The sequence below is a fragment of the Yinghuangia sp. YIM S09857 genome (genome assembly GCF_051388915.1).
Classification (GTDB): domain Bacteria; phylum Actinomycetota; class Actinomycetes; order Streptomycetales; family Streptomycetaceae; genus Yinghuangia.
Window position 1 is genome coordinate 223,457 of record NZ_JBPKBH010000008.1, and the last position, 15,237, is coordinate 238,693.

Here is a 15,237-nt window from a genome sequence, read left to right on the forward strand (position 1 = left end):
ACACCGGCAACCCCCACATCCGCCGGGCAACGCCGAGGACCCGAAATTCCCCCGGTGGCGCGGTTTGTGCACGGTTGCGCCCGGGAGTGAACGTTCATGCGCATCGCAGCCGCCGCGGCCGCGGCCGCCGTCACGGCAGGGCTCCTCGCTGGTTGCGGGGACAGCGGCGAAGGCGCGGCGCGGGGGGCTGCGTCGCCGACTGGGCTGCCACCGCCGACCGCGACGGCTCCCGGGCCGCCGGAGACCGTGACCGCGACCGTGACGGCACCGCCGTCGACCGTCACAGCGCCGCCCACGGCCGCCGAGCCGCCTCCGCCCGCCACCACGCCGCCCGCGTCGGCCGTCGGTGTGCTGCACGCGTACTTCGGCGCCGTCAACGCGCGCGACTATGCCCGCGCCTGGGCGCTCGGCGGCAGCACGTTCGCCGGGACGTACGAACAGTTCGTCAGGGACCATGCGACGAAGGCGCACTACGACCTGACCGTGCTCTCGGTCGACGGCGGCGTGGTCGGGGCGGCCATGGACGTCACGCAGACCGATGGCAGTCACCGCTACTACACGGGCACCTACATCGTGACCGGCGGGGCGATCTCCGGGACGACGATGCACGAGGTCGGCAACCCCGCCACAACTCCCCCGAGTTCAGGTCAGACGCCGTCGCCGCCCGCGCAAGGGCCGCGGTATTTCGAGCGATGCGCGGACGCGTGGGCCGCCGGCGTTGCTCCCATCGAGAGCGGCGAACCCGGCTATCGCGAACCGTTGGACGCGGACCACGACGGGACTGCCTGCGAGCCGAGCCCTGAGGGCCCGGACATGACGGCGACTCCGTCAGCCGAGTAGCGCGTACCGCCGTTACGTGTGGCGTAGGCCGGCGGTCAGTAGGGCGACGAGGGTGCGTGCGTCGTAGCGGGGGTCGCTGTCGGCGCCGATGCACAAGTTTCCGATGCCGCGCATGAGTTGGTAGGCGTCGACGTCGGCGCGGATCTCGCCGGATTCGGTGGCGGCGGTGAGGAGTTCGGCGCAGACCGGGACGAGGGCGTCGAGGAAGTGCGCGTGCAGCGCCTCGAAACCGGCGTTGTCGGACTGCATTGCGGCGGCCAGCCCGTGCTTCGTGACCAGGAAGTCGACGAAGAGGTCGGTCCAGCGTTCGAGGGCGGCGTACGGAGTGGGCTCGGCCGCGAGGAGGGCCGGTCCGGATTCGGCGCAGGAGTCGATCTGGTGGCGGTAGACGGCCACGATCAGGTCCGCGCGGGTCGGGAAGTGCCGGTAGATCGTGCCCATGCCGACGCCCGCCTGCGCCGCGATCTCGCGTACTGGGGCGTCGACGCCGGAGGCGACGAAGACCGCGGCGGCGGCGTCCAGCAGGGTCTGCTGGTTGCGCCGGGCGTCCTTGCGCCTGGCCCCGGCGGGAGTCCCCTGCCGAGGATTGCCGTCACTCACCGCGCCACTCCTTCCACGGCCGTCGCTCCACGGTCGTCGCTTGCAAAACGGAGCAGTGCTCCATATCGTAAATGGAGCAACGTTCCGCTTCACTCATCATGACAGACCGGACGCGCCGACGGCCAGGCCGCGCGCTCCGTCCGCGCTGCCCGGAGCTCCGGGACCTGCGCAGTCACCCCTCCTGCTCGAACACCGGAAGGCCCCATGCCCGTGCCCACAACCACGCGCCCCGCAACCGTGATCTCCGCGAGGCCCGTCGTCCTCCCCTCCCCGCCTCACCGGGGCGAGGACCTGCAAGTCCGCGTCTCCGCCCCGGCGACCGGCGGCGATCTGCCGGTCGTCGTCTTCTCCCACGGTTTCGGCTGGTCCATGGACGGCTACGCCCCGCTCACGGACCACTGGGCGGCGCACGGCTTCGTGGTCGTCCAGTCGACCCACCTGGACTCCCGAACCCTTGGCCTCTCGGCGAACGACCCCCGCACGCCCCGGATTTGGCGCACGCGCGTCGAGGATCTCACCCGCGTGCTGGACGAACTGCCCGCGCTGGAGGCCGCCGTACCCGGCCTCCGCGGCCGCGTCGACCACAGCCGCATAGCCGTCGCCGGACACTCCTGGGGCGCCCAAACCGCAAGTACCCTGCTGGGCGCCCGAGTTCTGGACGCCGACGGCACGCCCGGCGAGGACATGTCCGACTCCCGCGTGGCGGCGGGCGTACTCCTGGCCTTGACCGGTCTCGGCGACTCGCTGACCCCGTTCGCCGCCGAGCATCTCCCGTTCATGCGACCGCACTTCGACACCATGACCACGCCCGCACTCATCGTCGCCGGGGGCAACGACCAGTCTCACCTGTCCACCCGCGGACCGGACTGGTTCACAGACCCCTACACCCACAGCCCCGGTGACAAGACCCTGCTCACCCTCCACGGCGCCGAACACTCGCTCGGCGGCATCCCCGGCCGCGAAGCAGCCGAGACCACCGACGAGAACCCCGCCCGCGTAGCCCTGCTCCAGCAGCTCACCACCGCCTACCTCACCCACACCCTCCGCAACGACCCCGCCCCCTGGAAGACCGCAGCCGCCGCACTCAACCAATCCCCGGACCCTCTCGGCACGTTGCAGAGCAAGTAGGACACCGAACCGCGGTCGGCCCGGCCCTGGAGGTACTCACCACACACCTGCTGGTCGATGCCACGGCTCCGGAGCCGCTGGTACGGACGCTGTAACGACGCAGGCAGTGCGGGCTCGTGGGCCTGCTCAGCGTAACCGTGCCCAACCTCGCCATCCTGAAGAACGACCGCGCCATGGCCGTACGCTTCAGCCCCCTCAACGCCATCTGCCGCGAAGTGGAATGCCGGCCCGGCGGCCCCCTCGCCACCGCGGCCCCGCAGTCGACCCCGTCGGGTCGGACTGACCGAACACCGGGCAGACCCGGGCCACAAACTGAGACCACGGCCCGCGACACACGTCGGCCCGGGCTCCAGCACCCCCGGAAACCACGAGTGCCCAGGTCAGAAGCATCTGACCTGGGCACTCAAGTGAGCCGCCTAAGGGAATCGAACCCTTGACCTACGCATTACGAGTGCGTCGCTCTGGCCGACTGAGCTAAGGCGGCGTGTCTTCACCTTGGTGGTGGGGACGGCGACAAGCATACACAGGGGGCGGGGTGATCATTTACAGGTTTTGTCGTCGGGGGGTGGGGAGCCGGTGAGGAGGTAGGAATCGACGGCGGAATCGACGCAGGTGCTGCCGCGGAGGTAGGCGGTATGGCCGTCGCCGTCGTAGGTGAGGAGGTGGCCGGATTCGAGCTGGGAGGCGAGGGCCTGGGACCAGGCATAGGGGGTGGCCGGGTCGCGGGTGGTGCCGATGACGAGGATGGGGGCGGCGCCGGCGGCCTTGATCTCGTGGGGGCGGCCGGTTGCGGAGAGGGGCCAGGTGCCGCAGGTGAGGCCGGCCCAGGCGAGGGTGCGGCCGAAGGTCGGGGACGTCGCCTCGAACTCGGCGATCTGGGCCTTGACCTGCTCGGCGGTGGTGGCGGCCGGGGGGCTGTCGAGGCAGTTGACGGCGGCGTTGGCGTACATGAGGTTGGCGTAGCGGCCGTCCGCGCCGCGCTCGTAGTACATGTCGCTGAGGTCGAGGAGCGGGGAGCCGTCGCCGCGGAAGGCGGACTGGAGGGCGCGGGTGAGCTCCGGCCACTGGTCGCTGGAGTAGAGCGGGGAGAGGACGCCGGTGGTGGCGATGGCCTCGTTGACGCGGCGCTTGGCGTCGCCGGGGATGGGGTTGGCGTCGAGGGACGCCAGGAGGCCGCGGATGCGGGCCAGGGCGGCCTCGCGGTCGGGGCCGAGGTAGCAGGAGCCGCCGGCGACGCAGTTGTCGACGTAGGCGACGAGCGCGGTCTCGAAGCCGCCGCCCTGCACGCGGTTGGCGGTCGCGGCGTTCTGGCTCGGGTCGATCGCGCCGTCGAGGACGAAGCGGCCCACCTTGTCGGGGAAAAGCTCGGCGTACGTCGCGCCGAGGAAGGTGCCGTACGACGCCCCGAGGTAGTTCAGCCGGTCCTCGCCCAGCGCCTCCCGGATCTGATCCATGTCGCGCGCCGCCTCGGCGGTACTGACGTGGCCCAGGAGTTGGTCGGTGTTCTCCTGGCAGGACTTGCCGAAGCCGGCGGCGCCGTCGACGACGGCGTTCTCCTCGTCGGCGGTGTCGGGGGTCTGGTCGATCTGGGTGTAGGCGTCCATGTCGGCGTCCGACAGGCACTTCACCGGTGAGCTGCGCCCCACGCCGCGCGGGTCGAAGCCGATGATGTCGTAGCGCTCGCGGACGTCCTTGGGGAACGCGGACGCGGCGTAGCGCGCGAAGGAGATGCCGGAGCCGCCGGGACCACCGGGGTTGACGACGAGGGCGCCGATACGGTCGTCGCCCTTCGCCTTCTTGCGCAGGAGGGCGATGTCGACCTTGGGGCCGTCGGGGTCGGCGTAGTCGATCGGCACCGAGAGGGTGCCGCAGTCGAAGTTGACGCCTTCGGGGCAGCGCCCCCAGTCGATCTTGTCGGCCGACGGCATGGGGACGGAGGTCGCCCCGCCGTTCGCGGTGTGCGGCGGTGACTCGGACTTGTCGCCGTCACCGCTCGAACACCCCGCCAGCAGGAGTGCGGCCGCCAGTGCCGCGCCCACGCCTCGCCTCACCACGTACCAGCCCCTTGGCTCGCCCCTCGGCCGCCCGGGGCCGACCGTCGCCTTGAGCGTAACCGGCCGAGGGCCGAAGACCGTGCGTTGACCGCGACTTGGGAACGGGGGCTTTGGGGCGGTGCAGTTGCGCAGGGATGGTGTGCGGGGCGGTGAGGGGACGCGCGCCGGTCAGACGCAGCGCGTGTCCTCCGGCGGCATGGTGCCCGCCAGGAGGTACGCGTTGACGGCCTCGTCGATGCAGACGTTGCCGCGCCCGTACGCCGTGTGCCCCTCGCCCTCCAACGTGAGGAGCGTGGCGTTCTCGAAGCCCTCGGCGAGGCGCTCGGAGGCCGCGTACGGGGTCGCGGGGTCGCCCGTGGTCCCGATCACCAGGATCGGTGCGCTGCCGGGCGCCTTGACGGCGTGCGGCTTCTCGGTGGTGCGGAACGGCCAGAACTCGCAGCCGGGGCCGTCCAGATCCTGGGCGACGGTGTCGCGCGAGAACAGCGGGGCCTCTCGGTGCAGCCGGTCCAGAACGTCCTGTACGCGCTGCGGCGACGGCGCTTCCGACATGCCGTCGGCGCAACTGATGACCGACAACGCGTCCATCGAACCGTCGTAATTGCCGTTCTCGTCGCGGCCGTTGTAGTCGTCGGCGTACAGGACCAGGGAGGTGCCGTCGCCGCGCTGCATGGCCGCGGTGAAGGCCTCACGCAGCGCGCGCCAGCCCTGGTCCTCGTCGGCGTACAGGAGCCGGATCATGCCGGTCCAGCCGAGGCTGGAGGTCAGCTTGCGGCCGTCCGTCAGGCGGGTGGGCAGCGGGGAGGTGCGCAGGCCGTCCAGGAAGTCGACGCCGACCAGGGCAGCGGTGCCGGGGTCGGTGCCGAGCGGGCAGTCCGGGCGCGTCGCGCAGTCCTCGGCGAAGCGCGTGAAGGACTTTTCGAACCCGACCTGTTGGGCGATCGAGTCGTCGAGCGGGTCGGCGGCCGGGTCGACGGCCCCGTCGAGGACGAGGCGGCCGGTGCGGTTCGGGAACTCCTCGGCGTACAGGGCTCCGAGGTACGTGCCGTACGAGTAGCCGAGGTAGTTCAACCGCTCGTCGCCCACGATCACCCGCAGGACGTCCATGTCCCGTGCGGAGTTGCGGGTGCCGACGAAGGGCAGCAGCTCGCCGGAGTACCGCTCGCACCCGGCCACGAACTCTTTGGTGCGCTGCTCGTCGAAGGCCGTGCTGGCCGCGATGTCCTTCGGGTCCGGGCCGTCGTCCGCGTCGCGCCGGTCGCGCTCGGCGTCGTCCAGGCACTTGACCTGCGAGCTCTCCCCCACGCCGCGCGGGTCGAAGGCAACGATGTCGTACGCCTTGTGGATGGCCGGGTCCGTGCTCTCGAACGTGTTCTTGAGGTAATCGAGACCGGACCCGCCGGGCCCGCCGGGGTTGGTGAGCAGCGAGCCTATTCGCGCGCTCCCCGTCGCGCTCGCCGGATACCGCATGACCGCGACGTCGAGGGTCTTGTCGCCCGGCTTCGCGTAGTCGAGCGGTACGCGCAGCGTCGCGCACTGCAATTCGCCCTCGTCCGCGTTCGTCTCGGGGTCGTCCGCGCACGTCCTCCAGTCCACCTTCTGGGTGTAGAAGGACGTCAGCGCGGGGTCGTTCTGCCCCTTGCCGCCGGGGACGGGGGTCGTGTCCAGCCCGGGCGCGCCCGCGCCACCGGAGCCGGGACCGCCCGCCGAGTCCTTGACCTTGGCGGCCACGCCGCCCGAGGAGCACCCCGCGACAAGTACGGCGGTGACAAGGGCGGCGGGTATCGCCCCGCGCAGACGGGCGCCGTGGCGGCTGGAGATCCTCACCTTGTCATGCCTACCACGTGCTCGGGCTTGGTGTTCGGTCGGACTATTGCACGCACCGCGTCCCGGCCGGCGGCAGCGTGCCGTCGAGGAAGTACTTGTTCACGGCCTCGTCGATGCAGGCGTTGCCCTTGCCGTACGCCGCGTGCCCTTCGCCCTCAAGAGTGAGCAGCGTGGCGTTCTCCAGCCCCTGCGCGAGGCGCTCGGAGGCCGCGTACGGCGTCGCGGGGTCGCCGGTGGTGCCGATCACCACGACCGGGCTGTCCGCGGGCGCCTTGATCGTGTGCGGCTTCTCCGGGGTCTTGTACGGCCAGAACTCGCACCCGGGGCCGTCGAAGTCCTCGGCGACCGTGTCCCGCGAGAACAGCGGCGCCTCCTTGCGGAGCTTGTCGAGGACCTGTTGGACCCGTTCGGGTGACGGTGCCTCGGCCGCCCCGTCCGCGCAGCGGATGGCCGACAGGGCGTCCATCGAGCCGTCGTACTCGCCGTTCTCGCCGCGGCCGTTGTAGTTGTCGGCGTAGAAGAGGAGGGCGGAGCCGTCGCCCTGGCGCATCGCGTAGCCGAAGGCGTCGCGCAGCCACTTCCAGCGCTCGGCGTCGCCGTAGAGCAGGCTGATCATGCCGGACCAGCCGAGGCTGGACGTGAGCTCGCGGCCCCTCTGATTCGTCGGCAGCGGGTTCGTGCGCAGCCCGTCGAGGAAGTCCACCCCCACCAGGGCCGCCTTGTCGGCGTCGCGGCCCAGCGGGCAGCCGGCACGCCCGGCGCAGTCCTCGGCGAAGCGCGTGAACGCCTGCTCGAACCCGATCTGCTGGTTCACCGACTTCTCCAGCGGGTCCTCCGCCGGGTCGACCGCGGCGTCGAGGACGAGGCGGCCCGCCTTGTCGGGGAACTCCTCAAGGTAGAGGGAGCCGAGGTAGGTGCCGTAGGAGTAGCCGAGGTAGTGCAGTTCGTCGTCGCCGACGACGCCGCGCAGGACGTCCATGTCGCGCGCCACGTTGCGGGTTCCGACGTGCGGCAGCAACTCGCCGGACTTGGCCTGGCAGGCGGCGGCGAACGCCTTGGACTGCTCCTCGGCGTAGGCGTTGCTCGCCGCGCGGTCCTTGGGGTCGGGGCCGTCGTCCGCGTTGCGCTGGTCCCGGGTCTTGTCGTCCAGGCACTCGATCGTCGTGCTGTCGCCGACACCGCGGGGGTCGAAGCCGATGACGTCGAAGCGCTCGTGCATCGCTCCGTCGAAGCGCTTGTACGCGAACTGGAGCCACTCCTTGCCCGACCCGCCCGGGCCGCCCGGGTTCACCAGGAGAGTGCCGATGCGGCCCTCGGACGCGGCCGCCTGGTACCGCATGACCGCCACGTCGATCGAGCGGGCGGCGGGGTTCGCATAGTCCAGCGGCACGCGTAGCGTCGCGCACTGGAACTCGGCCTCGTCCTTCTCCTCGGTCTCCGGGTCGTCCTCGCAGGGATTCCACGCCAACTGCTGCGCGTAGAAGTCCTTGAGCGCGGGGTCGTCCTGGCCCTTGGGCGGCGGAGGCGGGGGCGGCGTGGTGGCCGGGGCGGCATCGGTCGGTGCCGCGGGCGCGGCGCCGGTCTGCGCGGCGTTGCCCGCGTCGTCTCCGCCTCCCGAGGTGCATCCGGCGAGCAGGGCAGATGCGGCGACGAGCGCGGGTATCGCGCGGCGTATTGATGCCCGGCGGGGCACACGGGTGGCGGTCACGGGGGGAACAACTATCACGTCGGTCGGGCGCCCCCGCGATCAGGGGTCTGATGGGCTGTCAGGGCCGCCGCGTCGACGTCGCGCCCGTGCCGGCGCCGGTGGCGGTGGCCGATGCGGAGGAGGGGGACTTCTCCGTGCTGTCCGTGACATTCCGGCCCAGGAACTGGAGCGCGGCGGGGAGTTGCTTGGACACCGTGCCGGACGCGGTCGCGTTCTCCACGACGGTCGGCGCCTTCGCGGCGGACTTGAACGCGGTCGCGTCCTGCCGTGCCGCGGTGGCCGAGCTCGTGTTGGACAGGAAGACGCGCACATCCGGCTTCTTGGCGAGGAGCGCCTTGGGCTGCTGCGCATCGCGTACGCCCGACGCCGACGGCCACAGCGGCGAAGTCAGCTCCAGGGGACCGGACAGGCTCGCCGAGGCGGCGTAGTACTGCCCGTACTGGAGCGCGTACTTCGTCGCGCACAGGCCGCCCGCGCCCTCGCCGAGCAGGCCCCACGACGCGCGGTCGGCCGAGACGCGGAAGGTCGCGGCCACCGCCTCCCGCACGTCCTCGTTGTGGAACGTGGCCATGCTGGGCTTGCCCGGGATGTCGCTGCACTCGGTGTCGATCTCGGTCGGGTCGGCGAGCGCGCTCAGCTCGTTCTGCTGATACGGCGTCAACTCCGGTGCCACGACGACGAACGGCGGCAGCGTGCCGCTGGTGATGCCGTCCGTCAGGTCGGCGAGCAGGCCCATGCCGGGCTCCAGCATCGAGTTCGCGCCGACGCCCGGGTAGGCGGAGTGCACGACCAGGACCGGGAAGCTCTTGGTGCGCATGCTCTCCTGCGTGTACTGCGGCGGGAGCCACACCCACACGTCGGAGGTCACGCCGGAGCGGCGGCCCGCGAGTTCGAGGTGGTTCAGCTGGCCGCCGGAGCGGGTGCCGAGCGACTGGAACTGCTGCGGGCCGAGCGGCGCGAGGTCGCCGTCCGTGGAACTGGCGGACGGGCGCGGCGAGGCGGCCTCACTCGTGCCCGCGGCGGCGGGGGCGGTCTTGTCGCCGTCGTCGTCGCCCTTGAGGCTGTCGTACGCCAGGGTCCCGACCGCCCCGGCGACCAGCACGAAGGCCAAGGTGACGCCGCCGACCACGAGTTGGGGGCGCCGCGTGCGGGCGGGACGCTCCGGCTCGGGGCCGATCACCGCGAGCGGCGTGAGCCGGTCGGGGTCGATCTCGACGATCTCGGACGCTTGTTCGTACCGCTGGCCGTGCCGCTGGTCGTGCCGCGCTTCGTGCCGCGCTTCGTGCCGCTGCTCGAGCTGCGGTTCGCGCCCGGGTGCATGCCGCGCGGGGCGTACCTCGGCCGCGGCGGCGACGGGAGTCGACAGGGGCGTGTCGTCGTCGCGCGGCGTCGCCAGGACCGGGCGTACCGTCGCCTCCTCGGCGAAGTCGCCCGGTGGGGCGGTCTGTTCCGGCCGTGGTCCGTCGTCCGTGCGCCGCCGGAGCTTCGTGCCCTGCGTGCGCAGGAGGTACGCGACGGCGAAGCCCGTCGTCGTCGCGATCAGCAGGGCCTTGAGTGCCTTCCGCACCGGTCGCACCGACTTGCACCGTCCTTGGCCGTAGTTCGTGGTCGTTTTGTCGTGGTGCCCAGGGCAGTTCGTGCCGCACGAACTGCCGTGGCGCCGCGGCGCGTTTCGCGGCGTATCTCCGGGGGAGGAGCTTCCGCGGGTGCGTCGGTCGAGCAATGGCAAAGGGTCGCCTGCAAGTACCGCCGGAGGACCGAGGCGGGATCACAGTGACCCGGAATGCGGCTGGTTCGCCGTGAGGGAACTCTCCCATGTCGACGTCGCGGACGCCGCTCCGGGTTCCCGCTCAACCCGCGCGAAGGGTCAGTGCCATCGCCTCGACGGCCAGCAGCGGGGCGACATTTGTGTCGATCGCACGCCGACAGGCGAGGATCGCCTCGATGCGCCGCAGCGTCGTCTCGGGAGTCGCGGACCGCGCGACGCTGTCGAGCGCGGGCCGCATCTGCTCGTTGTCCAGCGGCACTTGGGCCCCGAACTGGATGGCCAGGACGTCGCGGTAGAACGCCGCGAGGTCGATCAGGGCGAGGTCCAGGCAGTCGCGCTGGGTGCGGGTCGCGCGCTTCTTCTGGCGGTTCTCCAGCTCCTTGACGACCCCGGCGGTGCCGGACGGCAGCCGGCCGCCCGGCGTCGACGCGCCGAGCGCGCTGCGCAACTCCTCGGTCTCCCGGGCGTCCAACTCCTCGGTGATCTGCTTCGCGTCCGCCGCGGCGGCGTCGACGAGGCGCTGCGCGGCGGCCATGCACCCGCCGATGTCGGCGAGTTGCGTGGGCAGCTTCAGCACCTCGGCGCGGCGCAGCCGGGTCTGCTCGTCGGTGGCGAGACGGCGGGCGCGGCCGATGTGGCCGCCGGTCGCGCGAGCGGCGTACCCGGCCATCGCCGGGTCGATCCCGTCGCGGCGCGCGAGCATGTCGGCGACCGCCTCGACAGGCGGCGTACGCAAGGCCACGTGGCGGCAGCGCGAGCGGATCGTCGGCAGCGCGTCCTCGACCGACGGCGCGCAGAGCATCCACACGGTGCGCGGCGCGGGCTCCTCGATGGCCTTGAGCAGGACGTTGCCCGCGCCCTCGGTCAGCCGGTCGGCGTCCTCCAGCACGATGACCTGCCAGCGCCCGCCCGCCGGGGACATCGAGGCGCGGCGCACCAGGTCGCGCGTCTCCTTCACGCCGATGGACAGCAACTCGGTGCCGATCACGTCGACGTCCGCATGCGTGCCGGTCAGCGCGGTGTGGCAGCCATCGCAGTGGCCGCAGCCCGGCTCGGCGCCGAGCGCCAGATCAGGGCTCACACACTGAAGGGCGGCGGCGAACGCGCGGGCGGCGGTGGACCGGCCGGAGCCCGGCGGGCCGGTGAACAGCCACGCGTGGGTCATGCCGCCCACGGGCTCCCCGGCGAGGACTGCGCGCCCGGCGGACGCGGCGGCCCGCAATTGGCCGACCACGCGGTCCTGGCCGACGAGGTCGTCCCACACGGTCACGGCGTCGTGCTCCTCGGAGTGGCGGTGGTTCGGGCAGGTACGGGTACGACCGTACCGGGCGGAACGGACATCCCCCGCGAAGAGACACTCGGTGCGACCGGATGTCCCCGGCGAAGGGATGTCCGCCGTGGACGGAACTCCCGCGATACCTACGGCTTGCGGCGCCAGCGGCTCTTGCGCGGCTCCGGCGCGGGCGCGGGCGGAGCGTCCGGGCGGCCCTCCGCCTGCCCGGCCCACGGACCCAGCAGATCGTCGGCGAGCGTGTGCGGGTCGTCCGAAGCACCCTCGCCGCCGGTGTCGACGACCGGCAGGCGCGTGGTCTCGTCGATGCGGATCTTGGGGATCTTCTGCGTGTCGTCCTCGGAGCCGGGCGGCGGCTCCTCGACCGGACGCGGCCGGACGATCTCCAGCTCGGCGGTGTCCGGTTCCACCGTGCCCGGGGCCGATGCCGAGGATGCCGACGAAGACGAAGACGGGGACGAAGACGAAGATCCGGCCGACGAGCCCTCGGCAGCAGGCGTGTTCGCGCTCGGGGCGGCGTCCTTCGGATCGACTGCGGGAACAACCCGGGTGGCCGCGGTCGACGCGTCGGCGGCGACCGTCCCGGAGGACTTGTCGCCCGTCGCCCGCGCCGTGCCGTTGGCCGCGGGCGCGTCCACGCCACCCCCGGCCTCGGCGGCGAGCGCCGCGGCCTCCTTCGCGGCCCGGGCCTGTGCCGCGGCCGCGGCGACGACCGCGCGCGCGGCGTCCTCCTCGGCCGCACGGCGCTCGGCCTCGGCCAGCCGCAGGGCCTCCTCGGCCTTCTCCCGCTCCTCCGCGCGGCGCTTGGCCTCGGCCGCGCGGACCGCGGCCTCCTCCCGACGGCGCTTGGTGTCGGCGGCGGCCTCCTCCTCGCGGCGGCGGCGCTCCTCCTCCGCCCGGCGGCGACGCTCGGCCTCGGCGGCCCGCTCCTCCTCCGCCGCGACGCGGTCGCGCTCGGCCCGCAGCGCGGACTCCTCCTCGATGCGCCGCGCCTGCTCGCGGCGGATGCGCTCCTCCTCCTCGGCCTTGAGCCGGGCCTCCTCGGCACGGCGCTCGGCCTCCTCTTCGAGGCGCTTCTGCTCGGCTGCGCGGCGAGCGGCCTCTTCCTCAAGGCGTACGCGCTCCTCCTCCGCGCGGCGCTTGGCCTCCTCGGCGAGACGCACGGCCTCGGCGGCGAGGCGCTCCTGCTCCTCCGCGCGGCGCCGCACCTCCTCCTCGGCCCGGATGCGCTCCTCCTCGGCCCGCCGGGCGGCCTCCTCGGCGAGGCGCTGCTGCTCGGCGTACCGCTGGCGCTCCTCGCTCTCCGCGCGCAGGCGGGCGATCAGCGCCTGCTTCTCGGCCTCGGCCTGGGCGCGCTCGGCCTTGCGGCGCTCCTCCTCCTCGCGCTCGCGGCGGGCCAGTTCCTCGGCCTGGCGCTTCTCCTGCTCGGAGACCGGCAGTTCGCGGTCGAGGCGGTGCCGGATCGCGGTGGTGACCGTGTCGGGCTCCTGGGCGGCGTCCACGACGAGGTAGCGGTCGGGGTCGGCGGCGGCGAGGTCGAGGAACGCGCCACGCACGAGGTGGTGGAAGCTCTGCGGCTCGGATTCGAGCCGGTCCGGGGCCTCGGTGAAGCGGCCGTGGCCGACCTCGGGGTCGAGGTCGAGCAGGATCGTCAGGTCCGGCTGGAGGCCGTCGCTGGCCCAGCGGGAGACCCGGGCGATCTCGCGGGTGCCCAGCTCGCGCCCGGCGCCCTGGTAGGCCACCGACGAGTCGATGTAGCGGTCGGTGATGACGATCGCGCCCCGTTCGAGGGCGGGGCGGATGACGGTGGCGACGTGTTCGGCGCGGTCGGCGGCGTACAGCAGCGCCTCGGCGCGCGCGTCGATGCCGGTGTTGTTGACGTCGAGCAGCATCGCGCGCAGGCGCTTGCCGATCTCGGTCGCACCGGGCTCGCGGGTCACCACCACGTCGTGGCCCTTGCTGCGGATCCACGAGGCCAGCGCCTCGACCTGGGTCGACTTGCCGACCCCTTCGCCGCCTTCGAGCGAGATGAAGTAGCCGGGCGCCCGCGCCGGGCGGCCGGAGACATGGTCCACGTTGCGTGCGGAGTCGACCATGTCGCGGAGCAGCGGGATACCGCGCCGGTCGTCGACCGCGCGCAGCACGAACAGTCCCGTCGCGACCACCAGCAGGCCGGTGCCCATGAGGGTCAGCGCCGAGCCGTTGTACGTGAACACGTAGTGGTCGCCGGGCGTCCAGGTGTGCAGCCCGATCGCGCCCGCGACGAGCGCCCCGGCGGCGAGCCCGACGAGCATCACGACGCGCACGGCGGCCTGCACGAACGCGAAGGCGCGGGTACGCAGCTCCTCGCCGACCTCCAGCCCGAACAGCGTGTAGCCGGTGACCCAGGCGATGCCGGACAGCACGCCGAGGAGGCCGGTGAGCACCACGACGACGACGACGTTCGCGAACAGCCCGGTCATCAGCAGCACCAGGCCCGCGGTGGCGACCGACAGGCCGAACAGGCGCCGGCGGCTGAACGTCGGGATCACGCGCGGGCCGCACAGCAGACCGAGCGCGGCACCGCCGAGGAGCGTCAGGAACACGGTGCCGTACGCGGCGTTCCCCGCGCCCAGCTCGGCCGTGTAGAGCGGCGCCAGGCCGACCAGCACACCGCCGCCGAGGAACAGCGCGAGCATGCCGATGACGAGGCCGCGTGTGGTGCGCGAGTGGCCGAGGACGCGCGGCGTGTCGGCGACCACGACCATCGGGTTCGGCCGCCGCGTGGTGACCGAGCGGCCGCGCGTGGGCATGCGCAGCAGGTAGACCGCCAGCGCCGAGATGAGATGCACGGCGGCGGTCGCGAACAGCGCGATGTCGGACGGGTGGCTCGCGAGTGTGTCGAACGAGGGCGCGAGCAACTGGTTGACCAGCGCCAGCACGATGAACACCGCCGCCGCGACGGGCGCCGCCGCGTACCCGGTCACCAGGTTGAACTGGGCCGCCGTGGCGAGGCGTTGGCGCGGCACGAGGTTGGGCACGGTGGCGTCGCGGGCCGGACCCCAGAAGGCCCCGGCGATGCCGCCCAGCGCGGTCGCGGCGAGGATCCACCACAGTTCGTCGACGAACGGCACCGAGGCGATCAGGCCGAAGCGCACGATGTCGCAGACCGCCATCGTCCAGCGCCGGTCCAGGTGGTCCACGATCTGCGCGGCGAGCGGCGCGACGAGCGCGGCCGGCAGCAGGCGCAGCACGAAGACCGCGGCGACCGCGGCCGCGAAGTCGAGGTAGTCGCCCTCGACGGTCCACAGCGCGGCCGAGGTGAGGGCGAGCAGGCCGAGCCAGTCCGCGAGTGCGGACGCGGCGATGGCGGTCCAGAAGCGCCGGAACGGGGCGATCTTGAGGACGCCCCCGATGCCGGTGACGGGATCCGGGGTCCGGGGCGGTATTGCCGCCTCGGACGTGTGCTGCTCGGCTTGCGTCATGCCGTCAACCCTAACCGTGTGGGCGCCGAGGGAAACGACGTTCAAACCGGCGTTTCCCGGTCGTCGCCGGACTTCGCGCGGCTGCCCGGGCACACCAATCGGCGCCGTTCCGGGCAAACGCGGACGGGCCGCCGGAGGGAGTCCCGGCGGCCCTCGTACCAGCGAACCTCAGGTCGCCTTCTTCGCCGCGCTCTTCTTCGTGGCCGCGGTCTTCTTCGCGGGGGCCTTCTTGGCCGGGGCCTTCTTCGCGGCGGCGCGCTTCTTGGGCGCGGGGCCCTTCGCACGCTTCTCCGCGAGGAGTTCGTAGCCGCGCTCGGGGGTGATGTCCTCGACGCTGTCGGCGGCCCGGAGGGTGGCGTTGGTCTCGCCGTCGGTGACGTACGGCCCGAAGCGGCCGTCCTTCACCACGACCGGGTTGCCGCTGACCGGGTCCTGACCCAGTTCCTTCAACGGCGGCTTGGGGGGGGGGGGGGGGGGGGGGGGGGGGGGGGGGGGGGGGGGGGGGGGGGGGGGGGGGGGGGGGGGGGGGGGGGGGGGGGGGGGGGGGGGGGGGGGGG

The 15,237-nt window shown here is 72.8% G+C and carries 10 protein-coding genes, 1 tRNA gene and 1 pseudogene; 3 read left to right on the forward strand and 9 right to left on the reverse strand.

Annotated features, from left to right (window positions below):
- Positions 1 to 246 precede the first annotated feature (246 nt).
- Entirely contained in the window at positions 247 to 840 is a 594-nt protein-coding gene (locus tag ACRX5S_RS19515; protein WP_436774265.1) for an excalibur calcium-binding domain-containing protein, read from the forward strand.
- Between the two features lie 12 nt (positions 841 to 852).
- Here ACRX5S_RS19515 and ACRX5S_RS19520 read toward each other — a convergent pair whose 3' ends face one another.
- Entirely contained in the window at positions 853 to 1,440 is a 588-nt protein-coding gene (locus ACRX5S_RS19520) for a TetR/AcrR family transcriptional regulator (protein WP_436774266.1), read from the reverse strand.
- Between the two features lie 204 nt (positions 1,441 to 1,644).
- On the opposite strand from ACRX5S_RS19520, the gene ACRX5S_RS19525 reads away from it, so the two are divergent.
- Together ACRX5S_RS19525 and ACRX5S_RS19530 are read left to right on the forward strand one after the other, a co-directional pair.
- Positions 1,645 to 2,568: an alpha/beta hydrolase family protein gene (locus ACRX5S_RS19525; RefSeq protein WP_436774267.1), complete on the forward strand. Its 924-nt coding sequence runs from the start codon at positions 1,645 to 1,647 to the stop codon at positions 2,566 to 2,568.
- 137 nt (positions 2,569 to 2,705) lie between these two features.
- Positions 2,706 to 3,005, forward strand: a complete 300-nt coding sequence (locus ACRX5S_RS19530) for a helix-turn-helix domain-containing protein (protein WP_436774400.1) — start codon at positions 2,706 to 2,708, stop codon at positions 3,003 to 3,005.
- Here the strand turns inward: ACRX5S_RS19530 and ACRX5S_RS19535 are convergent.
- The 8 genes and pseudogenes from ACRX5S_RS19535 to ACRX5S_RS19570 all read right to left on the reverse strand — a co-directional run.
- Positions 2,979 to 3,052, reverse strand: a tRNA-Thr gene (locus tag ACRX5S_RS19535). The two genes, ACRX5S_RS19530 and ACRX5S_RS19535, sit on opposite strands and share 27 nt — an antisense overlap.
- Before the next feature lie 55 nt (positions 3,053 to 3,107).
- A complete protein-coding gene (locus ACRX5S_RS19540) occupies positions 3,108 to 4,622 on the reverse strand; it encodes an alpha/beta hydrolase (RefSeq protein WP_436774268.1) in 1,515 nt (504 codons plus the stop codon).
- Positions 4,623 to 4,790: 168 nt separating this feature from the next.
- Complete coding sequence (locus tag ACRX5S_RS19545) at positions 4,791 to 6,449, reverse strand: alpha/beta hydrolase (RefSeq protein ID WP_436774269.1); 1,659 nt, start codon at positions 6,447 to 6,449, stop codon at positions 4,791 to 4,793.
- Positions 6,450 to 6,492: 43 nt separating this feature from the next.
- Positions 6,493 to 8,157: an alpha/beta hydrolase gene (locus tag ACRX5S_RS19550; RefSeq protein WP_436774270.1), complete on the reverse strand. Its 1,665-nt coding sequence runs from the start codon at positions 8,155 to 8,157 to the stop codon at positions 6,493 to 6,495.
- 58 nt (positions 8,158 to 8,215) lie between these two features.
- A complete protein-coding gene (locus tag ACRX5S_RS19555) occupies positions 8,216 to 9,724 on the reverse strand; it encodes an alpha/beta hydrolase-fold protein (RefSeq protein WP_436774271.1) in 1,509 nt (502 codons plus the stop codon).
- Between the two features lie 283 nt (positions 9,725 to 10,007).
- Positions 10,008 to 11,195 carry a DNA polymerase III subunit delta' gene (locus tag ACRX5S_RS19560; protein WP_436774272.1) on the reverse strand — a complete coding sequence of 396 codons (1,188 nt, stop codon included), beginning with the start codon at positions 11,193 to 11,195 and terminating at the stop codon, positions 10,008 to 10,010.
- A gap of 149 nt (positions 11,196 to 11,344) precedes the next feature.
- Positions 11,345 to 14,680, reverse strand: a complete 3,336-nt coding sequence (gene tmk / locus ACRX5S_RS19565; protein ID WP_436774273.1) for a dTMP kinase — start codon at positions 14,678 to 14,680, stop codon at positions 11,345 to 11,347.
- 168 nt (positions 14,681 to 14,848) lie between these two features.
- A pseudogene (locus ACRX5S_RS19570) lies at positions 14,849 to 15,139 on the reverse strand (topoisomerase C-terminal repeat-containing protein); the annotation flags it as partial.
- Between the last annotated feature and the right edge of the window lie 98 nt (positions 15,140 to 15,237).